Source organism: Fictibacillus solisalsi (assembly GCF_900103485.1).
In the GTDB taxonomy this organism is placed as follows: Bacteria; Bacillota; Bacilli; order Bacillales; family Fictibacillaceae; genus Fictibacillus_C; species Fictibacillus_C solisalsi.
The window spans coordinates 1,455,770-1,476,182 of sequence record NZ_FNHW01000001.1 but is presented as its reverse complement, the minus strand read 5'-3'; the positions used below and the strand labels follow the sequence as shown (position 1 = coordinate 1,476,182).

Here is a 20,413-nt window from a genome sequence, read left to right as displayed (position 1 = left end):
ATGGACTTTTCATTTGAATGACAAGTTGGAGGAAAAAGGTTTAGATGTGAAGAAGATTTTAAGATACTTGAAGTTTGTAATCCGAAGAAGAAAAGGAAGTTATTGAGCAAAACCAACTGGCAGGATATTTTTTGCCGTGTAAGATGGTCGTTTACGAAAATAATCAAAAAGTAAAATTGGTATGACCAAACCATCTGCATTAATCAATATGCTTAAAGACCAATTATGACAAGACAATGCCAAAAAAATTGAAGGGATCAACTGATAGCGGTAATGAATAAATGCCGATAAAAAGGAAGGAACACATGTAATCAAAATGAAATGGGTTCCTTTTTTCCTTTCCTATTAAGAGAGGAGGAAGTGTACATTGCGTACTCAATACAAGGTCATTGTTGTGGGAGCAGGATCAGGTGGGATCTCAATCGTTGCCAGGCTCTTGAGAATGGAACCAGCGTTACAGGGTGATATTGCTATAATTGATCCGGCTGAAAAACATTACTATCAGCCGCTATGGACATTGGCAGGGGCCGGGGTAACCAAAAAGGAAGTTACAGAAAAGCAAATGTCTACCGTCATTCCAAAAGGAGCGGAATGGCTTAGGGAGGCAGTTGAAGCTTTTTATCCGGAAGACAATATCATTTCAACCAGCAGTGGCAAAAAAATTGGTTATGATTATCTCGTGGCTGCGGCAGGTATTGAAATTAACTGGGATGGTGTAAAGGGCTTAAAAGAGACGTTGGGGCAAAATGGAGTATGCAGTAACTATTCCTATGAACATGTAAATTATACATGGGAAATGATCAGAAGTTTTAAGGGTGGCAACGCTGTTTTTACACATCCTTCCACGCCAGTAAAATGTGGTGGAGCTCCGCAGAAAATCATGTATTTAGCTGAAGATTACTTCGAAAGGTCAGGGGTAAGAAAGTACTCAGAAGTGATTTTTGGTACTGCAAATCCGGCGATATTTGATGTAGAAAAGTACAGAATCGCTTTAGAAGAGGTAATAGAAAGAAAAGACATTAAGGTAAAATACAAAAGAGATTTAATTGAAATCCGGCCGGATCAAAGAGAGGCTGTGTTTAAAAGCCTTGAGACTGGCCAAGACGAGGTAATCAGATATGATATGCTGCATGTCACCCCTCCTATGCGAGCTCCCGCTTTTATTCGGAAGAGCAAATTGGCAGACGAGAAGGGCTGGGTGGATGTGAACAAGCATACGCTGCAGCACAATCGATATGACAATATCTTTGCATTAGGGGACAATAGCAGCCTTCCAACTTCCAAAACAGGAGCCGCTATTCGAAAGCAAGCTCCTTTGGCTGCTCGGAATCTTGTTTCTGTAATCCAAGGGAAGGCGCCGTTTTTAAACTATGACGGCTATACTTCTTGCCCACTCGTAACCGGCTATAACAAGCTTATTCTGGCTGAATTTGATTACAATAAAAAACCTCTTGAAACGATGCCTTTTAATCAGGCAAAAGAAAGATACAGCATGTATTTTTTAAAGAGAAATTTTCTGCCGCTTATGTACTGGCATGGGATGCTAAAAGGGATTATGTAATTGCAAATTTATGAAGACAAGCTGGCTCAAGCTTCCTATTTAGTGGCATGCCAAGTTAAATGGAGTTAAGAATGTTTTCACCTGGAGGGTGGTTATTTCTCTCTGGATCAAAAGAAAAAATCATCATAACCATCTGGTATTAAATCTTTAATTTATCTATAAAATATCCCCCCTATATTTTTTTAAAAAAATATAGGGGGGATATTGATAAAAAAACAAGGTTTTTGTTTCATTTAACGCAAACAGTATCACTCAAACATACATACCTGAGTATATGAAAGTGTTTATGTTTAAAGCTGTAACTTGTCCTTTTTTTCATTTCTTGTTTCAATATGGTTACCAACTTTCTACTTCGATAATCCCTCACATCCATTCTTACATAAGTTCATAATAAATATGAATTGTTTTTTCCTTCCTCTATTGCCGTCCATAAATCCAATCTAAGTAAGATCAAGACGCTTAGTCATTCATCAAATCCACGCAGTATTCCCGAATCAGTTTTGAGGCTTTCGTCTGGCTGATATCAAGGTCTTTCGCGACTTTCCTGGACGATTTGAATGTTTGGTAAGATTTTCTGATTAAGAAACGCTTCGTTTCATCAATCGCTTTGTCGAGTGAAGTGGGGAGAGCGAGCTGGGTGACTTGTTCAACATTGGCGGTAATCATATCCGGCAAGTCGGCCACCTGGATGATTGAGTCGCTGATGACGACTAACCGTTCAATCAGATTTTCTAGCTGTCGCACATTCCCCGGCCACGAATAATGGATTAAGATGTTCAGGCATTCTTCTGATATAACTTTATTTTCACGGTATTTTTCATTGAATTTATTTAAAAAATTGTACGTAAGCGGAATGATATCTTCTTTGCGCTCACGCAGCGGTGGCAGATGAACATCTATTACATTCAACCGGTAAAATAAATCCTCCCGGAATCTTTTGTCATTGATCATTTCAATTAAATCCTGGTTCGTTGCGGCGATGATACGGATATCGACCTTTTTCATTTCGCTGCCACCGACAGGAATGAATTGTTTATCCTGGATTACTTGTAAAAGCTTCGCCTGTAGAGAGAGCGGCATTTCTCCAATTTCATCAAGGAAAACAGTACCCCCATCCGCTGCCTCAATCAATCCTGGTTTTCCGGTATTGCTGGCCCCGGTAAATGCGCCCTTTGAATAGCCGAATAACTCTGATTCGAGCAGCTCTTCTGGAATGGCCGCGCAGTTAATTGTCAGGAACGGGCCACTTTTCCGCTTGCTAATCCGGTGGATGAAATGGGCGAGCACTCCTTTTCCTGTTCCTGATTCCCCTTGGATTAAAATCGTTGAATCCGTTGGTGCCACTTTTTCACAAAAAGTCAGGATTCGGTTGATTTTTCCACTGTTCGTAATGATTCTGCCTGTTTCATCTTCATCTTGAGTGGTATTTGACTCATCACCTGCTTCATTTGCTTTTAACATTTTATACGTTTGGGTTTCGGTTGCTGTAATGACGACGAGTTCAATTTCTCCCTCTTCATTTAAGAGTGGAATGGCTGACGTCATCAATTCAGCCCCGATATAAGTTTGCTGTTTCATGTAGCATGGCTTTTTTCTTTTATACACTTCCGGCACAATAGATGGCTTCCAATAGCCTTTTTCAAATAAGTCGACATTGTATTTTCCGATAACATCAGTTGGCTTTAACCCATAATGGCGCTCACATGCTTGGTTCACGTAGAGAATCCGTTTTTCGCCGTTGAGGACGAAAATTTCATCTGAGGAATGATCAAGAATATTTAAAAGTGTTTCCAGCGTCATCTCAATATTGCCTGTTGCATTGGGAGTTTTCATAGAATGATCCTCTCTTATTAAACGTTAATGAGTTAAATTTGATTAATACTCTTTTGTAAATGAGTCAATTGTAACTCGATTTGACAGCGTTTTCAAATAAAAATCTCAATATTCATTGTATTCTCGCTCTTTTTGGAAGCTGGCACACTACTTGCATGTAGATAAAGTTGACAGGCTAAAAGTAAGTTTGTCCTGGCCAATTGAAAACATTATCAAGAGGGAGGATTGCATGAAACAGCCAGAAGTTTTTGATATCACCATTATTGGGGGAGGACCGGTTGGTTTGTTTACGGCCTTTTATGCGGGTATGCGCCAGGCATCGGTAAAAATCATCGAAAGTCTTCCTCAGCTCGGCGGACAGTTATCTGCTTTGTACCCGAAAAAATATATTTATGACATTGCCGGGTTCCCAAAAGTGAGGGCAAAGGAGCTCGTTGATCAATTACGGGAGCAAATGAATCAGTTTGAACCGACAATTTGCCTCAAACAATCGGTAGAAAGTATCGTTCGTACAGGTGACGGAAAGTTCGCGATCACGACGAACGAAGAAACTCATTACGCGAAAGCAGTTATTATTACAGCTGGAAACGGCGCATTCCAGCCTCGAAAGATGAATATTGAAGGAGTAGACAAATTCGGAAACGCTAACCTACATTATTTCGTACAGGATTTAACTCAATTTGCGGGAAAAAAAGTGGTCGTGTTCGGCGGGGGCGATTCAGCAGTTGACTGGGCGCTTATGCTTGAACCGATAGCTGAAAAAGTGACGATTATTCACCGAAGAGACAAATTCCGTGCCCATGAACATAGTGTAGAGCAGATGAAGCAGTCAAAAGTCGAAATTTTAACACCTTACGTTCCGGTTCAATTAGCTGGCGATGAAAAAATTGAAAGAGTGATTCTGACAGAAGCGAAGAGCGGAGAGCCACTCGAAATTGAAGTCGATGATGTCCTTGTTAATTACGGATTTGTTTCATCACTCGGCCCAATTAAAGACTGGGGCCTTGAAATCAAAAGCAATACCATCGTTGTCAACTCCAGAATGGAAACGAACATCGAAGGGATATACGCAGCAGGAGATATTTGCACTTACGAGGGAAAAGTGAAACTGATTGCGAGCGGTTTTGGCGAAGCACCGACAGCTGTGAGCAATGCAAAAGCATATATCGATCCGAGTGCAAAAGTCCAACCTCTTCACAGCACGAGCATTATGGGGGAAAAAGAAAAAAGCGGCTCTGCCGTTTAATGGATATAAATTAGAAATATATAAAGGGGAATCCACATGGCTACATATACAGTAGTTAATCAAGAAACGTGCATCGCTTGCGGGGCATGTGGAGCATCGGCGCCGGAAATCTTTGATTACAATGATGAAGGAATCGCATTTGCCATCCTTGATGACAACTTAGGGATAACGGAAGTGCCTCATGAACTGGAAGAAGATTTGAAAGATGCTTTAGACGGATGTCCAACTGATTCGATTAAAGTGTCTTCTGAACCTTTTACTTGTAAATCCGTTCAAGCTGGATGATTCAATGTCATGCCAGATCATCGAATAAATTGTTCAATAATAAAGTTTTACCATCAATTGCTTGATTATTATTTATTTTGAGGGAGAGGTAATTATGGCGTATAACAATGTAGAAAATGCGACTAAGCGGACGTTTGAAAGAACATTGACTTATGACAAGTACACAGACCCGAAGGTATTTGAAAAGGAAAAGGAACTAGTATTCTCTAAATCCTGGCAGTTAGTGGGTCATGTCAGCCAGTTGGAAAAAGCAGGTGCTTTCTTTACGACAGAAGTTGCAGACGAGCCGATTATCTTGACTCGCGGCCAAGATGAAGTCATTCGCGCTTTTTATAATGTCTGTCCGCACCGTGCGACAAAGCTTGAAAAAAATGAGTCGGGAAAGAAGAAGATCTTACAATGCGCCTACCATGGCTGGACGTTTAAACTGGACGGTAAGTTAAACAAAGCGCCGAACTTTAAAGGGGAAGATGCAGTTTGTGTACAAGATGCCTGTTTACGTTCAGTCCGCATGGAAATCTTGGAATCTTTAATCTTCGTAAACTTGGACGATAACGCGAAGCCGCTTTCCGAATCTTATGGTGATTTCTTCGATCGCTTGAGCAAATTTCCATTTTTAAGTGAGTTAAAAAGGACAAACCAAACATCACGGGTGATTAAAGCAAACTGGAAAGCCTTCATTGACAACTATTTAGAGTGTGACCATTGCCATGTCGCTCACCCAGGCTTTGTATCAGCACTTAATATGGATGATTATCAAATCATTACATGTGAAAATTATTCACTTCAAGGCTCCATTGTTAAACCGGATAAAAATTATGGCACAGTCGATTTAAATAAGGCTGAAATGCAAGGCGGATCGTTCTTCTGGCTGTGGCCAAACTTAATGCTGACTATTTATCCAGGTCCTGGAAATATGGCGACCATCCAATTGGTGCCGATTGATCATGAAACAACGTTGATTCTATACACTTATTATTTCCGTGACGAGAATTTGACTACGGAAGAAAAAGACTTAGTTGCTTTTGCTGAACAAGTTCGCCTGGAAGATGTGGAACTTGTAGAGTTAGAACAAATCGGTTTCCGCTCCCGTGCCTTTAATAAAGGAAGATATTCGTCTTCGGAAAAAGCAATTGTACAATTTCATGAAATGGTATTGGAGGCCCTCAATGAGTAGATTAGTGAATGAGGCAAAATCGGCGAAGCAGTTTTTGATGATCAATGGAGAAAAAGTAGAAGCAACGAATTATGCTTCGTTATACTCTCCTTATTCGGGGGAAGAAATCGCCCAAATTGCGATGGCGGATAAAAAGCTGACAGTCCAGGCAATCGATGCTGCTTATAACGCACGGGGTGTAATGGCGAAAATGCCGGCGTATCACCGGGCGGACATCTTGGAAAAAGTTGCGGCACTATTAAAAGAAAAAGCAATTGAAGCGGCAGAAATCATAACTCGGGAATCTGCCAAGCCGATCATGTTCGCGAAAGCAGAAGTGGCGAGAACGATTGAAACGTATAAGTTTTCGGCGGAGGAAGCAAAAAGAATTCACGGAGAAACGATTCCATTTGATGCAGCGGTTGGCGGTGTCGGCCGAATGGGTTACACATTAAGAGAGCCGATTGGTGTCATTGGAGCAATCACGCCGTTTAACTTCCCAATGAACCTTGTCGCTCATAAAGTCGCGCCAGCTATTGCAGCTGGCAATACCATCGTCTTGAAGCCTGCTTCACAAACTCCGTTGTCTGCTCTCTTTATCGCCGAAATTTTTGAAGAAGCGGGTCTCCCGGCGGGCGTATTAAATGTCATAACAGGACCTGGCAGTACGGTTGGGGAAGCGATTGTGGAAGATGACCGCGTAAACATGGTCACATTCACAGGCAGCCCGAATGTCGGCATCGGTATCCGGAACAAGGCTGGCTTGAAAAAAACGACGCTTGAACTTGGTTCAAACTCGGCACTTATTATAGATAAAGATATTGACATCGATCAAATTATTGACCGTTGCATCATGGGTGCGTTCTCTAACCAAGGACAAGTTTGTATTTCCCTGCAGCGTGTGTATGCACATGAAAAGGTGTATGAAGAATTTGTTGCAAAGTTTACGGAGGCGGCAAAGAAGTTAAAAATCGGTGACCCGCTTGAATCGGACACATATATTTCCGCATTAATTTCAAAAGGAGAAGTTGAACGTGTACTGGGTTTGATCGAAGAAACGAAAAGCGGCCATGCAACAATTGCAGCGGGCGGCAAACTGCAGGATGGCATCCTTGAACCTACAATTATTACAGATGCAGATCATACGTTAAACATATCCTGCCAGGAAGCGTTTGCTCCGGTTGTCGTTGTGAACAAAGTGGGATCAGTGGAAGAGGCGATTGAGCAGGTTAATGATTCCCGCTTCGGATTACAGGCCGGCATTTACACAAACAATGTGAGGAATGCTTTGTACGCTTCACAGGAACTGCACGTGGGCGGCGTTATGATTAATGACGTACCGACCTATCGTGTTGACCAAATGCCTTACGGCGGTGTGAAAGAAAGTGGGACTGGTCGTGAAGGGATCAAATACGCGGTGGAAGAAATGACTGAACTGAAATTGGTCGTTTGGAACCAAAGCTGAAAACGAGGGACATTATTATGAAACAATATAAAATAGCAGTAATCGCCGGAGATGGAATTGGTCCTGAAGTGATTGATGAGGGGATCAAGGTATTAAAACAAGTAGCCGAACTGGATTCTGGTTTCCAATTTAATTTTACTTACTTTCCATGGGGATGCGAATTTTACACAAAAAACGGAACAATGATGGATGATGATGGAATTGAGCAGCTTAAAGAATATGATGCGATTTATTTGGGAGCAGTCGGGTTTCCTGGCGTCCCTGACCATATTTCACTGTGGGATCTGCTGTTAAGAATCCGCAAAGGTTTTGATCAGTATGTTAATATTCGGCCTGTGAAGCTGTTAAAAGGAGCGCACTTGCCGCTTGTGGATGTGAGACGGGAGGACATTGATATGCTTTTCATTCGTGAAAACAGTGAAGGCGAATATTCAGGTGCAGGGGATTGGCTGTTTAAAGACCAGGAACATGAAGTGGTTTTGCAAAACAGTGTATTCTCCCGAAAAGGTACAGAACGAATCATCCGATACGCCTTCGAAAGGGCAAAAAAAGACGGGAAGTCGTTGACGAGTATTTCTAAAGCGAATGCCCTTAATTATTCGATGGTTTTCTGGGATCAGGTATTTGAAGAAGTGAGCGCAGAATACCCTGAAGTCGAAACGGCTTCATATCTCGTCGATGCAGCGGCGATGTTGATGATCAAAGACCCAAAACGCTTTGAAGTCGTTGTGACATCGAACTTGTTTGGGGACATTTTAACAGATTTGGGAGCGGCACTTGCAGGTGGGATAGGTCTTGCTGCTGGTGCGAATATTAACCCGGAAAGAGACTTCCCGTCGATGTTTGAGCCGATTCATGGGTCAGCTCCTGATATTGCAGGACAGCAGATTTCAAATCCGCTTGCCGCTATTTGGTCTGCGAGTCAAATGCTCGACTTCTTCGGTTATGAAACTTATGGAAAATTAGTGTTGGATGCAGTGGAACAACTTTTGGTGGAAGAGAAAGTCCTGACACCGGATATGAATGGAAATTCTTCAACATCAGACGTAGGAAACCGTGTAGTAGAACTGATTAACTCTCTAGTTCTTTCTCAAAATGCGAAAAGCTGATAGATAAAAACGAAAGTAAAGAAAAACCGGCTTTATTAGGTATTACATAAAAGGTTTCGATCAACCTTTTTTGTAATACCTATCCCATTATTTGTTTTCAAATAATCTATCTATGAAACGTTAATGCTTTTGTTCATCCCTTGCTTCACTACCTTATTGAAAATATAACCATAATGTCTTCTCATATAAATCGTAACCCCTTTTATTGCAGCATCACTTAGTGTTCCAGAAATTTAAAGCGCTATCAAAATGACCAATATCATGTGTATTTTATGGTCTGTCTCTACAGAGCATAAGGTCGGCATTTCCAAATCATTTGTTTTTCAGAGGGGGAATTTAAAGAGTGAAAGTTTTAATTTGGATACTAGGACTCATCCCTGTTGCTGGTGCGTTTATAGTCGTAAACCGTATCGAGCCCTATATACTTGGTTTACCTTCCATCGTTTTTTGGGCGACTGCCTGGCTCATTTTTACTTCAGTATTTTTATCCATCACTAATATTCTGCTAGATAAACAGGAGGGAAGTAAATGAATAGTGCTATTTTCATACTGACGGGTACTTTTCTTCTTGCTTTCTATTTAGGAATCCGTGCTCGAAAAGGACAAGAAATGAAGCTAGAGGAATGGGCTGTAGGTGGCCGTAATTTTGGTCCGATCATTATGTTTGTGTTAATGGCCGGTGAAATTTTTACAACCTATGTATTTCTCGGGGGAAGCGGAGGAGCCTACCGAATGGGAGGCCCCATCATTTATATCTTCAATGCCTTTTGCTATATTGTGCCGTTCTGGATTTTGCCCCCTATTTGGCGTTATGCTAAAAAGCATCATGTGCTTACTCAATCTGACTTTTTTTCAAAGAAATATGACAGTAAGCCATTGGGGCTTTTAGTAGCCATGGTCGGTGTCGTTTCGATGATTCCTTATATCGTTTTGCAGTTAAAAGGACTTAAAATCATTGTTTCAGAGACATCATATGGTTTGATTTCACCAAATCTAGCCGTGTTCATCGGGGTGGTTGCTGTTACTATATTTGTAACATTGTCCGGTATTCACGGTTCAGCTTCTACAGCCATTTTAAAAGACATTCTCCTTCTCGTTGTCATACTATTCTTAGGTATTTATCTACCATATCATTATCATGGCGGAATCCAGCCGATGTTTGAAACATTGGAAACGGCAAAGCCGGGGTTTTTATTGATCCCTGATGAAGGATACAGCATATCCTGGTATATTTCGACCTGTTTAACCATCGGGTTGGGGCAATACATGTGGCCACAAGTCTTTGGCGCAAGCTTATCATCTAAAAATGAAAGAATGTTACGACAGAATGCAGCGATTTTACCGCTTTACCAAATCATTTTGGTGTTCATTATATTTATTGGTTTCACAGCCCTTTTACAAATTCCAAATTTACAAGGAGCAGATACAGATTTAGCCCTCTTTAAAATCGTAAAGGCAACGTTCGATCCGTGGGTGGTCGGAGTCATAGGAGGCGCCGGTATCTTAACCGCACTTGTTCCTTGCTCGATGTTATTACTAACGGCATCGACGATATTATCGAAAAATATTTATAAGGCGGTCAAACCGGATACCTCCGATGAGCAGATTGGGCGATTAACTCGTATTTTTGTCCCTATCGTGGCACTAGTCTCTTTATTTTTCACTTTTTACGGTGGAAACAGTATTATTGCGTTGCTGATCATGGCTTACAGCTTTGTGCTGCAATTATTTCCTCCCCTGTTCTGTAGTTTGTGGAAGAAAAACCCTGTTACTAAAACAGGCGCATTTGCCGGAATTATAGCAGGTGTCATCATGGTTGCTTATGTAACCTTATCCAGTGCGACGATGGGGACGTTCTTCCCAAAAGCCCCTCAGTTTATAAAAGATCTTGATATCGGTATAGCAGCCATTGTAGTTAACGTTGTTGTCATGTTAGCGTTCAGTGCCATTACTAAAACATCAGTAAAAGTAGAGACCGAGGCGGAGGAAAATGTGGTATAAAATATCCGGCCTTTATACATGTTTGTTTTACTTGGAGAAAAATAAATGAAGATCCTATGAATAGGGACAGTCTGACAGAAGGATTAGGTGTCAAAAAAGGTAAATCCTGGACGATGTTTTTGGCTGAATTAGGAGAGAAAAAGGTAATTAACAGAGGGATTTAGGTACAACAACTGAAATGGCCGGTCGCTTTTACCAGTATGTTATTCGTTATCAGCCCACTCCTGCCGTTATCATGGGCGGTTGTAATAATCTATGGTGGGACATGTCGGTAAATGCAACTCTGGCCAATTTATAAAGCATGGCAAAACAGGCTTTACATTATAGTCTAGTTATACTGTACTTTAATCGGGTACGTATGTTGAAGTTCAGCTACCAAGGGCAAGTATGGAACCTGAGATGGGAAATTTGTATTGAGTCGCACATTTCAATGATAGGGCACATTCGTATTATAGGGTTCACCAGTTTATCTGGTTAGCCCATTTTTTATGGGTTATTCTTTTAGGAAATTAGGAGCTACGACTCGTGTAAATGAAGGAGATGCGTTAAGAGTGGATACAGTCATTGGTGCATTAAAGAACCTAAGTCAGTTCTAGGCTTTTAGAACATATATTATGTAAGGATGAACTTTTTCACTTCCAAGTCATGGATCTCAAAAAACTTACCATTGACTAACCGTTCATTCAATAATAAAATAATATTGTAAATTTTGTTAAATAATGGAGTGTGTGGTGGGTATTCATTAAGACATTAATGGTAAAGAAATATCTAGTTGTTTATTAAACAGGAATATTATGCAGACTCTCGATCTAGTAAAACACCTCAAATCAAATTACAAGAAGTTTCAAAGCTTACCCGAATTGCAAATTCGTGATGATAGAGAGTGCGGGACATTTGTTCACAATGACTATTTACCAGCCTTCATAGCTCCCGTAAGAAGGTTTTCTCAATACATGAGGCTTCGGATGCTTTTGTTTTCCTATGTGTTAAAAAGAAAATATAGATCTTTCTACTTAAAGTGACATAATCTCATGATCACAGCCCTTATTTTTTGATCTTAACAAATCTATAAAATGAGTGAGGGATTGACGATGCCATTTTTCGAAACTAAAGAACGTTTGCGACTGTTTTACCAAGATTGGGGTACAGGCGATCCGGTAGTTTTTGTTTCTGGATGGTCACTAAGTTCTAGAATGTGGGATTATCAGAGGGTTTTTTTAACAGATCAGGGCTTGAGGTGTATAGCATATGACAGACGTGGTCATGGGCGTTCCGATGACTCAGGGAACGGATACGACTTCGACACCCTGGCAGACGATCTCGCTGCATTGATCGAACACTTGAATCTTCGGAATGTCACGCTTGTTTGTCATTCTATGGGTGGTGGTGAAGTGGTTCGATATCTAACACGTCATGGCAGCGATCGGGTAGACCGTGCCGTGCTTGTCGCTGCCATTGTACCTTTTTTGATGAAAACAGAGGATAACCCAAATGGAGTGCCCAAGGAAGTTGCTGACATGGTGCGAGACACGTGGAAACGAGATTTCCCGACTTGGTTAATTCAGAATGAGTTACCGTACTTCAATCGTGCTGATACTTGCGCATTGGGTGAATGGACTCGGTGGGATATGTTGCATACATCTCTAAAAGCAGTGATTGAGTGTAATAAGATGATCATCGAAACGGATTTTCGTGAGGAGATGCGGACCATTAGCGTACCTGTCCTCATTATCCACGGTGATAAAGACCGATCCATCCCGGTAGAAATCTCCGGCCAAAAGTCTGCAATGATATTACCCAAGAACCGGTTTATTTTGTATAAAGATGCCCCGCATGGACTATACATCACACATTCAGACCAGCTAAATAAAGACATTTTATCATTTATTAAAGGTTTAAAATGAAAAGATAATTTTAATTTGAAAAATAGTGAAAATCCCAATACAGGATTCATCACTTTAATTTAAATAAAAAACAAAAAAATCGAAAGCATTACATTAAGTAGCATGCGATGGCTTAATAACCAGGAAAAGAGAATGGTGTTCCCGACTCCATTACATCACTCCCTTTTGCGAAAAAAACGATAAAGCTCTTCATACGTTTCATTTGGCGCTTCTTCAGCCAGATAGTGTCCGCAATCAAGTTCCCTGCCTTCGACGTGGTACGCCCAGTCCTTCCATACGTCAAGCACATTATACCAACGTGGAAGCATCCCTTTTTTGCCCCAGAGCACAAGAGTGGGACATTTGATTTTTTTATTCCCTCGGTCCGCTATATCAAGCTCATAATCAATCGAGGCGCCCGCTCTATAATCCTCGCACATCGCATGGATGGTTCCGGGTTCCTTGATCCAACGCATATAATCCTTAAGTGCCGCTGGGTCAAATAGATCCTTTTTTCCTTTGAAGTAAAAGTGACCGGGATTTACACCAATCATTTTTTCAGGAAGGTCGTAAGGCTGGGCCAGAAAGAACCAATGAAAGTACCCCATGCCAAAGTCCATCGTCGTCCTATGGAAAGCTTCACCGGTTGGTACGATGTCGAGGACTGCCAGCTTTGTCACCTTTTCGGGTTCGTCAAGGGCTAACCGGTAGGCCACCCTGCCGCCTCTGTCGTGGCCGGCTGCCGCGAATTCTTTATAGCCAAGCTGATTCATGAGCGATATCATATCCTTTGCCATGGCCCGCTTGGAATAGGGATAGTGGTTCTCATCCGTTTGTGGCTTCGAGCTTCCGCCGTATCCTCTTAAATCAGGAGCGATCACTGTAAAGTGTTTGGCCAAAAGGGGTGCTGTTTTATGCCACATGACATGAGTCTGGGGGTGGCCATGAAGCAAAAGTAGTGGTGGTCCTTCTCCGCCAATGCGGACTCGCAGTGTGGCTTCACTGGTTTGAATTTGTTTTAATGTGAAAAGTTCAAACAATGCATTCTCCTCCTTTCAACTCTAATACCCTGTTGAAAAGCAAGTATAAACAGACATCTTTAAATCTGAATGCTTCGACGTGGGGAAGGTGGACGGACAGATGGTATTGCCACGGGTTTAGATTTCCTTGTTCCTGGTGCAGGAGCAGTATAAGGCGCGAAAGCGATAGGTTTACGTGAGTATCACAGGGATTTAGAATAACACTTGTGAATAATGAGGAAATCATATTTATCAAACGAAAAAGGGCATCTCAAAGTCGAATTTCCCACTTTGAGATGCCTTTTTTTTGCGTTTAGCTTTCGAAATTCCTTTCATTGCCTACAGGAAATCGAATGCGAAATATATTAATGATACGGTATTGACATTAAATACATCAGAAATGCGATAATGGCATTGGAAATGTTGTAAATGACATCATTGATTTGATATTCCTTTTTTGAATAACTCAATAAAGTTCTGAGCAGCCCTGGATAAGCTATGGTTTTTTAGCCATATCAAACTGATTGGGGTTGAAAACTTGGTATCGGAAATTCTGTGGACATGTATAGGATATCCTTTATGCTGTTTAAGTACCGTTTCTGGAACAATTGATGCGCTAAAGCCGGCAGAAACTAAATCTAATAAAAGCGTAATATCGGAACACTCCCCAATGATATTGGGATGTAAGTGAAGGTGGGAAAAAGATTCCAAAATTAAATAATGTACACCTAATCCCTCTGTACTTGGTAAGAAAAGTGGCCAGTTTTGAATTTCATCAAGTGAAACACCATGGTTGATTGATTTCACTTTTTTGGATGTAATAAAATAAAACGGTTCCGTATAAAGATGAAGAACTGAAAAATCATCCAATTCAAGTGGCAATCGTATAAATGCTACTTCTACGGCTCTATCTTTTATAAGCTGGCAGAGAACCGATGATTCATTTTGTTGGATTTTATAGGTAACTTTAGGATATTGTTTCTGAAGTTGTTGAAGAGTTTCAGATAAGTTAGCCACAGATAAGGTGTTAACACCGATCTCAAGTGTTCCGCTTACCCCTGCTCCCACTTCTTTTACCTCCACTTTAGCTTCATTCATTAATTGTGTCACCTGCAAGGCATATTTATATAACGTTTTTCCCGCCTCAGTTATTTCAAAGTATTTCCCACCTCTTTCTATTAACTTGGATCCAAGTTCTTCTTCCATTGATTTCAGCTGTTGACTTAATGGTGGCTGAGAAATGTGTAGACGTTTAGCAGCGGCAGAGATTTTCCTTTCCTCAACAATTGCTATGAAGTATCGTAGCTGTTTGATATCCATCGTAAATAACCCCCTTCGCGGTATATGAAAAACCTAAGTGAAATTAATTTTTTTAATATTTTTCGTATGTATATCTTCATGATACCATTTTTATAAAGGAGGAAAGGAACGATGATAATGTGGCGAACGTTGTTTATTCTGCTGTTCATTTTTTTGCTTACCGCTTGTCAATCAATTTCTGAATCCTTGGAAAACTTGTCGAAAGAAACACAACCAAAAGCAAAGGAGGAAGACACAATGAATCAACAATTAATCGATTCCGCTAAACGTGGTGATACGAAAAAAGTTCTGAATCTCCTTAAAGATGGAGCAGATATCAATACAACGAATGAACACGGGATAACAGCTGTATTGGCTGCGACCAAAAATCATAAAACAGAAACTGTGGAGGTGCTTATACAACAAGGCGCAGATATAAATATACAAAATAACATCCAGGATAATGTGCTCTTATATGCCGGAGCTGAGGGATTTCTAGACATCGTGAAACTTGCAGTTGAAGCGGGAGCTGATACAACGCTTACAAACCGGTATGGCGGAACAGCACTTATTCCTGCTTCAGAACGAGGACATGTTGCCGTCGTCAAAGAACTTTTAGCGCATTCTGATACAGATGTTAATCATATTAATAATTTGAACTGGACCGCATTATTGGAAGCGATCATTCTAAGCAATGGAGGGAAGGATCATCAAAAAATCGTGCAATTGTTAGTGGACCATGGGGCCGATCTCAATATTAGCGATGGAGATGGGGTAAAGCCTTTAGAGCATGCTCAAAATAATGGATACCATGAAATTGTAGATATATTAAAAGAGGCTGGGGCATAGCCGAACAAAATCTATAACAGGAATAACAACAAATGTAAATAATAAAGAGGAGAGGAAGATTAAATGAAACAAACTGATTTTATGAAATTGACCTCGCCAATGTGAATGAGCAAAATAATCCGGGTATGCCACTTGGTGCCGTTGTCGTCAAAGAAGGACAAATTACAGGCACTGGAATTAACCAGGTTCTAACAACCATTGACCATACCACCCATACAGAAATCCAGGCAGTTCGAGAAGCTTGTAAAAGATTGAATACAACCAATTTCCAAGGTTGCAAAATATATGGAAGCATCGAGCCATGCTCGATGTGTATTAGTGCCATTTATTATACCCTAATTAAAACACTATATTTTTATGCCCCCATTACCGAGCCAAGTCTATGTATACAATCAACTTTCTCTATCACGTGAAGAAAGAGCCGCTAAGATGCTTCAACTGAAGTTATAACCGACTTAGAAGGCATTGATAAACCCGAATCCTTTTGGCAATACGTTTAAAGATAAAAATGAGGTGAATTTCAATGGATTTTGTGCAACGTACTATCGAATTGGCACGCGAAAATGTTGAAGCAGGAGGTCGTCCATTTGCTACAGTGATCGTACAGTATGGAGAAATTATAGCTGAAAGTCCAAACTTGGTGGCACAAACAAACGATCCAACGGCCCACGCTGAAGTGCTTGCCATCAGAGAAGCATGTAAAAAACTGCAAACGGAACATTTAACAGATTGCGAAATTTATATTCTTGCCAGTCCTTGCCCAATGTGTTTGGGGGCTCTTTATTATTGCAGCCCCAAAAAGGTAATTTATATTACCACACGTGAAGATTACGCACCTTACTACCAAGATGATCGTAAATACTTTGAACTGGAAACATTCTATGATGAATACTGCAAGCCAATTAAAGATCGCCGGTTGCCTATGGTTCAACAACCAGATGCTGAAAGTATTAAGGTATACCAACATTGGAGTGAATTAAATTCTAAGTGATTGATAGCAGAACTTTTTTACAATCATAATGTGAGGAAGGCTAATGAACATGACATCCAATGCTTATTGGTTAATGAATGTCCGTTTGGAAGCAGGGTACCAATATGAAAATGGTGCAGTAACTGGAACAACAACAGAACATTTTCATGTACGGATTGAAGATGGGAAGATAAAAGAAATTGTCTCAGCTGAAAAACCATTAATGACGAATTTACCTCACCTGGATGCGAAAAACTATTTAATGCTTCCATCCTTCAGAGATATGCACATCCATATTGATAAAACATACTACGGAGGTCCTTGGAAAGCACCGACGGTTCCAACGAAGGGTCTTTTGACAAGGTTGGAGGAAGAGCGAGAATTACTTCCGCTCTTGTTGCCGGTTGCAGAGGAAAGAGCGGAAAAATTAATCGACTTACTATTGAATTCAGGCTCGACTCACATTCGTACACATTGTAATGTTGATCCTGTTATCGGATTAAAAAATCTGGAAGCAACTTTACAAGCAGTGGAAGCTTATAAAGGAAAGGCTTCCGTTGAAATTGTCGCTTTTCCGCAACATGGATTATTACGAAGCAAGTCGGTTTCACTCGTAAGAGAGGCACTGCGAAACGGAGCCTCGTTAGTAGGTGGTGTTGATCCTGCATCAATTGATGAAAATATTGAGAAATCCTTGCAAACAGTAATTGAACTTGCAGTTGAAGGCGATGCAGACATTGACCTTCATTTACATGACCCGGGTCATCTCGGTATTTTTACGTTTAAACGATTAGCCGCTTTGACCGAAGAAGCCGGATGGCAAGGTAGAGTTACCATAAGTCATGGATTTGCTTTTGCGGATATCTCAACTGAAGAAACAAGTGAAGTCGCAGAGTTACTCGCACATCAGGGAATTTCGGTTACATCATCAGTTCCTATTGGAAGGACAATTCCGATTCCTCTCCTGCAGAAGAAAGGAGTAAAGGTCTCCCTTGGTGACGATAGTATCACAGATCACTGGTCTCCTTTTGGAAAAGGAGACAGTTTGGAAAAAGCAGGGACATTAGCGGAACGTTTTAACCTGATTGATGAATGTTCACTTGGACAAACCCTGGGATTTATTACAGGTGGTATAACCCCAATAAATAAAGAAGGAGAACGTGTTTGGCCAAATAGGGGAGATGCTGCCAATCTCGTTTTCGTTGATGCGAGTTGTTCAGCCGAAGCGATTGCAAGGAGAGCAAGAAGGATGGCTGTTTTCTTTGAAGGAAATATGGTTTTCGGGGCACTTTAAGTATTGAATTAGAAGGGATAGATCATATATGAATTCCACCTTTTGGATAACAAATGCACGGTTGGAGACAGGCTACCAGTTCGAGAATGGTGTCATTTCAGGGACAAAGACGGAATGTTTCCACCTACTAATCAAAGGACAAAAGATTGCGAGGATTGTACCGTCCGCTGAAACGATAACTGATGATTTACCAAAAAGAGATGCGAAACAGAAGCTGGTGCTTCCATCGTTCATCGAAAAACATTGTCATTTAGACAAAACGATGCTTGGAGATCGATGGCGTCCGGTCACAGCTGTCAATAGTATCTTTGAACGACTTGAAATTGAAAAAGAAGTTCTACCTACCCTGGAGACAACTACGAAAGAACGTGCGGAAAAGTTACTTGAACGTTATTTGATATCCGGCGTAACGCATGTACGAACACATGTAGATATTTATCCAGAGGTCGGGTTGAAGAATTTGGAAGAAGTAAAACAAGCATTGCAAACATTTGAAGGGAAACTATCATATGAAATTGTTGCCTTTCCGCAACATGGTTTATTGCGAACGAATACGAAAGATTTAGTAAGGGAGGCACTTTCCAAAGGTGCAAACTTTGTAGGTGGAGTTGATCCGGCTACCGTGGACGGCGATATAGAAGCATCTTTACAAAAGATGGTTGAACTTGCCGTAGAAGGAAATGCAGGAATTGATTTGCATTTGCATGATCCCGATCATCTGGGGATTTTCACTATGAAAAGATTGGCTCAGTTAACAAAAGAAGCCGGTCTGCAAGGTAAGGTTGCGATTAGCCATGCATTTGGACTCGGGGATATCCCATTATCTCAGGCAGAAGAAATAGCAGAATTACTCGCTGATGCCGGTATAACCATTATTTCCAGCATTCCGATTGATCGAAGGTTTCCGCCGATAAGCTTATTGCACGAGAAAGGGGTATTAGTTGCCGTTGGATGTGATAATATTTTTGATGTTTGGTCTCCCTTTGGTAATGGAGATGTATTAGAACGTGCTGGTCGTTTAGCAGAAATTTCAGGATGGGTAGATGAACAATCATTAGCTCAAACGCTCTCCTTTATTACAGATGGAAAAACACCGCTTAATTCTAAAGGTGAACAAGTTTGGCCAAAAGCCGGGGATGAAGCTAGCATCGTAGTAGTTGAGGCATCTTGTTCTGCCGAAGCGATTGCGAGAAGGGCGAAACGAATAGCTACGATGTTCAAAGGAAAAATCGTCTCGGGTTCGATTGAATCAATATAAGAAAACTAATAACCTCTAAAGAATAAGGCCGAACCTGCCTGTTGCGTAAGCGTGTTCACTTTTGAGAAAGATGAACATATCTACAGTATTTTATATTTTCGCATTAATTTAAAATAAATAAATACAATCAAATAACCAATGAAATAACTAATTGCCGTGAAACCGATATTCCAGCCGTTTCGATAGATAATTTCCCCTTCTTTTAAAGCACAAAATTCGATCAATGTAGTGAAAATTGTAAACAGGGCTAGCGAAAGAAATGTTTTAAGTTTTGCGTAGTAAATGGAGCTTATAAACAAGCATCCCAATATTGGGAACAACCCTAAATTAAATGGGACAGAAGCGAGCGATAAGTTTTTATATGAATGTTTTAACCTCCAAAAGTAATTAAAACCCCAATCATTAATTAAAAATGCAGTTGAAATTCCGATTGGAATAATTACAAGTATAAATTTAGGGTTCTTTACTTGCTGTGTTGTAGCTGTAAATTGAATATTAAGGCAGTAATCATTTTTTTATATTAAAACCAATACACTTGAGTTTGCGCTTGTGAAAACAAATCCTAAAAAAGCGAATTTAGAAAGGAAAGTGAACTCTATGAGATTAAACCATCTCAATCTTACAGTTGCAGATGTTAACGAGGCTCGAAAGTTCTTGGAGAAATATTTTCAATTACATACCAGGGCTTCGAGGGGTGAATCCTTCGCAGTACTAAGTGACGAGGACGGCTTTGTCCTTACATTGATGAAAAGTAATGCAGTTAACTACCCAAAAACATTTCATATTGGTTTTGTCCAGGAGAATGAAGAACAGGTAAACCTGATCAATCAGCGTTTGAGAGATGATGGTTTTGAAGTGGGATCACCCAAAAGAGCACATGGTTGGACATTTTATGTAAATGCACCTGGGGGTTTTACCATCGAGGTTTTATGTCCAGCTGAAAAAAAAGATAACTCTTATCTTTAATACTGAAAAGTCAAAGAAGTTACACCCGGCCGGATAAGGCGAACTATAAGGTGCATTTCAGGAATGAGAAGAGGTGTTGAGCAAGCGTGCGGGGCATCGTTACTACTAGGGGCAGTGACAGCGACGTAGTACTACCTCATCCTGAAGAAAAAAGATGAGTTTAAGGTGCGTCATGCTCGAGAGATAAAGGCGTGTTCTCTATAAAAACAGTTATTCAAT

The 20,413-nt window shown here is 40.7% G+C and carries 20 protein-coding genes; 16 read left to right on the top strand and 4 right to left on the bottom strand.

The features are described 5' to 3' along the window. Positions 1-101 precede the first annotated feature (101 nt). Both BLT53_RS25765 and BLT53_RS07545 read left to right on the top strand, forming a co-directional pair. Positions 102-185 carry a DUF302 domain-containing protein gene (locus tag BLT53_RS25765; protein ID WP_425284699.1) on the top strand — a complete coding sequence of 28 codons (84 nt, stop codon included), beginning with the start codon at positions 102-104 and terminating at the stop codon, positions 183-185. A 182-nt stretch (positions 186-367) separates the two neighbouring features. Next, complete coding sequence (locus BLT53_RS07545; RefSeq protein ID WP_090233878.1) at positions 368-1,561, top strand: FAD/NAD(P)-binding oxidoreductase; 1,194 nt, start codon at positions 368-370, stop codon at positions 1,559-1,561. A gap of 459 nt (positions 1,562-2,020) precedes the next feature. On the opposite strand, the gene BLT53_RS07540 is transcribed toward BLT53_RS07545, so the two are convergent. Beyond that, positions 2,021-3,394, bottom strand: coding sequence for a sigma-54 interaction domain-containing protein (locus BLT53_RS07540; protein WP_090233877.1), 1,374 nt, complete (start codon positions 3,392-3,394; stop codon positions 2,021-2,023). 229 nt (positions 3,395-3,623) lie between these two features. Between BLT53_RS07540 and BLT53_RS07535 the strand changes: the two genes are divergently transcribed. The 8 genes from BLT53_RS07535 to BLT53_RS07500 all read left to right on the top strand — a co-directional run bounded on the left by BLT53_RS07535 (position 3,624) and on the right by BLT53_RS07500 (position 12,560). Further along, complete coding sequence (locus BLT53_RS07535; protein WP_090233875.1) at positions 3,624-4,640, top strand: NAD(P)/FAD-dependent oxidoreductase; 1,017 nt, start codon at positions 3,624-3,626, stop codon at positions 4,638-4,640. A 36-nt stretch (positions 4,641-4,676) separates the two neighbouring features. Further along, the gene (locus BLT53_RS07530; protein ID WP_090233874.1) at positions 4,677-4,925 is read left to right on the top strand and encodes a ferredoxin; all 249 of its coding nucleotides are present in this window, start codon (positions 4,677-4,679) and stop codon (positions 4,923-4,925) included. Between the two features lie 94 nt (positions 4,926-5,019). Beyond that, the gene (locus BLT53_RS07525; protein ID WP_090233872.1) at positions 5,020-6,102 is read left to right on the top strand and encodes an aromatic ring-hydroxylating oxygenase subunit alpha; all 1,083 of its coding nucleotides are present in this window, start codon (positions 5,020-5,022) and stop codon (positions 6,100-6,102) included. Next, positions 6,095-7,546 carry an aldehyde dehydrogenase family protein gene (locus tag BLT53_RS07520; RefSeq protein ID WP_090233871.1) on the top strand — a complete coding sequence of 484 codons (1,452 nt, stop codon included), beginning with the start codon at positions 6,095-6,097 and terminating at the stop codon, positions 7,544-7,546. The genes BLT53_RS07525 and BLT53_RS07520 overlap by 8 nt, the downstream gene beginning before the upstream one ends. A 17-nt stretch (positions 7,547-7,563) precedes the next feature. Then, positions 7,564-8,655 (top strand): tartrate dehydrogenase, encoded by a 1,092-nt coding sequence (locus BLT53_RS07515; protein WP_090233869.1) that lies wholly within the window; start codon positions 7,564-7,566, stop codon positions 8,653-8,655. Between the two features lie 343 nt (positions 8,656-8,998). Then, entirely contained in the window at positions 8,999-9,187 is a 189-nt protein-coding gene (locus BLT53_RS07510; protein WP_090233867.1) for a hypothetical protein, read from the top strand. Then, positions 9,184-10,656 carry a sodium:solute symporter family protein gene (locus BLT53_RS07505; RefSeq protein ID WP_090233866.1) on the top strand — a complete coding sequence of 491 codons (1,473 nt, stop codon included), beginning with the start codon at positions 9,184-9,186 and terminating at the stop codon, positions 10,654-10,656. The genes BLT53_RS07510 and BLT53_RS07505 overlap by 4 nt, the downstream gene beginning before the upstream one ends. A 1,091-nt stretch (positions 10,657-11,747) precedes the next feature. Beyond that, complete coding sequence (locus BLT53_RS07500; protein ID WP_090233864.1) at positions 11,748-12,560, top strand: alpha/beta fold hydrolase; 813 nt, start codon at positions 11,748-11,750, stop codon at positions 12,558-12,560. Between the two features lie 155 nt (positions 12,561-12,715). Here BLT53_RS07500 and BLT53_RS07495 read toward each other — a convergent pair whose 3' ends face one another. Further along, the gene (locus BLT53_RS07495; protein ID WP_090233863.1) at positions 12,716-13,579 is read right to left on the bottom strand and encodes an alpha/beta fold hydrolase; all 864 of its coding nucleotides are present in this window, start codon (positions 13,577-13,579) and stop codon (positions 12,716-12,718) included. 414 nt (positions 13,580-13,993) lie between these two features. Next, positions 13,994-14,878: a LysR family transcriptional regulator gene (locus BLT53_RS07490; RefSeq protein ID WP_090233861.1), complete on the bottom strand. Its 885-nt coding sequence runs from the start codon at positions 14,876-14,878 to the stop codon at positions 13,994-13,996. Positions 14,879-15,115: 237 nt separating this feature from the next. Here BLT53_RS07490 and BLT53_RS07485 point away from each other — a divergent pair, with 237 nt between their 5' ends. The 5 genes from BLT53_RS07485 (at position 15,116) to BLT53_RS07465 (ending at position 19,228) form a co-directional block, all read left to right on the top strand. Then, positions 15,116-15,706 carry an ankyrin repeat domain-containing protein gene (locus tag BLT53_RS07485; RefSeq protein ID WP_090236764.1) on the top strand — a complete coding sequence of 197 codons (591 nt, stop codon included), beginning with the start codon at positions 15,116-15,118 and terminating at the stop codon, positions 15,704-15,706. Between the two features lie 125 nt (positions 15,707-15,831). Continuing rightward, entirely contained in the window at positions 15,832-16,119 is a 288-nt protein-coding gene (locus BLT53_RS07480) for a nucleoside deaminase (RefSeq protein ID WP_244520470.1), read from the top strand. 110 nt (positions 16,120-16,229) lie between these two features. Beyond that, a complete protein-coding gene (locus BLT53_RS07475; RefSeq protein WP_090233860.1) occupies positions 16,230-16,697 on the top strand; it encodes a nucleoside deaminase in 468 nt (155 codons plus the stop codon). 49 nt (positions 16,698-16,746) lie between these two features. Next, a complete protein-coding gene (locus BLT53_RS07470; RefSeq protein WP_170834395.1) occupies positions 16,747-17,970 on the top strand; it encodes an amidohydrolase in 1,224 nt (407 codons plus the stop codon). A gap of 28 nt (positions 17,971-17,998) precedes the next feature. Beyond that, entirely contained in the window at positions 17,999-19,228 is a 1,230-nt protein-coding gene (locus tag BLT53_RS07465) for an amidohydrolase (protein ID WP_090233857.1), read from the top strand. Between the two features lie 80 nt (positions 19,229-19,308). Here BLT53_RS07465 and BLT53_RS25605 read toward each other — a convergent pair whose 3' ends face one another. Further along, entirely contained in the window at positions 19,309-19,635 is a 327-nt protein-coding gene (locus BLT53_RS25605; RefSeq protein WP_280138821.1) for a CBO0543 family protein, read from the bottom strand. Between the two features lie 190 nt (positions 19,636-19,825). On the opposite strand from BLT53_RS25605, the gene BLT53_RS07460 reads away from it, so the two are divergent. Continuing rightward, entirely contained in the window at positions 19,826-20,194 is a 369-nt protein-coding gene (locus BLT53_RS07460; RefSeq protein WP_090233855.1) for a VOC family protein, read from the top strand. The last annotated feature ends 219 nt before the right edge of the window (positions 20,195-20,413 follow it).

Bases quoted from the DNA above. Each gene is read 5' to 3' on its own strand.
- BLT53_RS07540 (WP_090233877.1), bottom strand. From the start codon at position 3,394: ATGAAAACTCCCAATGCAACAGGCAATATTGAGATGACGCTGGAAACA.
- BLT53_RS07535 (WP_090233875.1), top strand. From the start codon at position 3,624: ATGAAACAGCCAGAAGTTTTTGATATCACCATTATTGGGGGAGGACCG.
- BLT53_RS07530 (WP_090233874.1), top strand. From the start codon at position 4,677: ATGGCTACATATACAGTAGTTAATCAAGAAACGTGCATCGCTTGCGGG.
- BLT53_RS07525 (WP_090233872.1), top strand. From the start codon at position 5,020: ATGGCGTATAACAATGTAGAAAATGCGACTAAGCGGACGTTTGAAAGA.
- BLT53_RS07520 (WP_090233871.1), top strand. From the start codon at position 6,095: ATGAGTAGATTAGTGAATGAGGCAAAATCGGCGAAGCAGTTTTTGATG.
- BLT53_RS07515 (WP_090233869.1), top strand. From the start codon at position 7,564: ATGAAACAATATAAAATAGCAGTAATCGCCGGAGATGGAATTGGTCCT.
- BLT53_RS07505 (WP_090233866.1), top strand. From the start codon at position 9,184: ATGAATAGTGCTATTTTCATACTGACGGGTACTTTTCTTCTTGCTTTC.
- BLT53_RS07500 (WP_090233864.1), top strand. From the start codon at position 11,748: ATGCCATTTTTCGAAACTAAAGAACGTTTGCGACTGTTTTACCAAGAT.
- BLT53_RS07490 (WP_090233861.1), bottom strand. From the start codon at position 14,878: ATGGATATCAAACAGCTACGATACTTCATAGCAATTGTTGAGGAAAGG.
- BLT53_RS07485 (WP_090236764.1), top strand. From the start codon at position 15,116: ATGAATCAACAATTAATCGATTCCGCTAAACGTGGTGATACGAAAAAA.
- BLT53_RS07480 (WP_244520470.1), top strand. From the start codon at position 15,832: ATGCCACTTGGTGCCGTTGTCGTCAAAGAAGGACAAATTACAGGCACT.
- BLT53_RS07475 (WP_090233860.1), top strand. From the start codon at position 16,230: ATGGATTTTGTGCAACGTACTATCGAATTGGCACGCGAAAATGTTGAA.
- BLT53_RS07470 (WP_170834395.1), top strand. From the start codon at position 16,747: ATGACATCCAATGCTTATTGGTTAATGAATGTCCGTTTGGAAGCAGGG.
- BLT53_RS07465 (WP_090233857.1), top strand. From the start codon at position 17,999: ATGAATTCCACCTTTTGGATAACAAATGCACGGTTGGAGACAGGCTAC.
- BLT53_RS07460 (WP_090233855.1), top strand. From the start codon at position 19,826: ATGAGATTAAACCATCTCAATCTTACAGTTGCAGATGTTAACGAGGCT.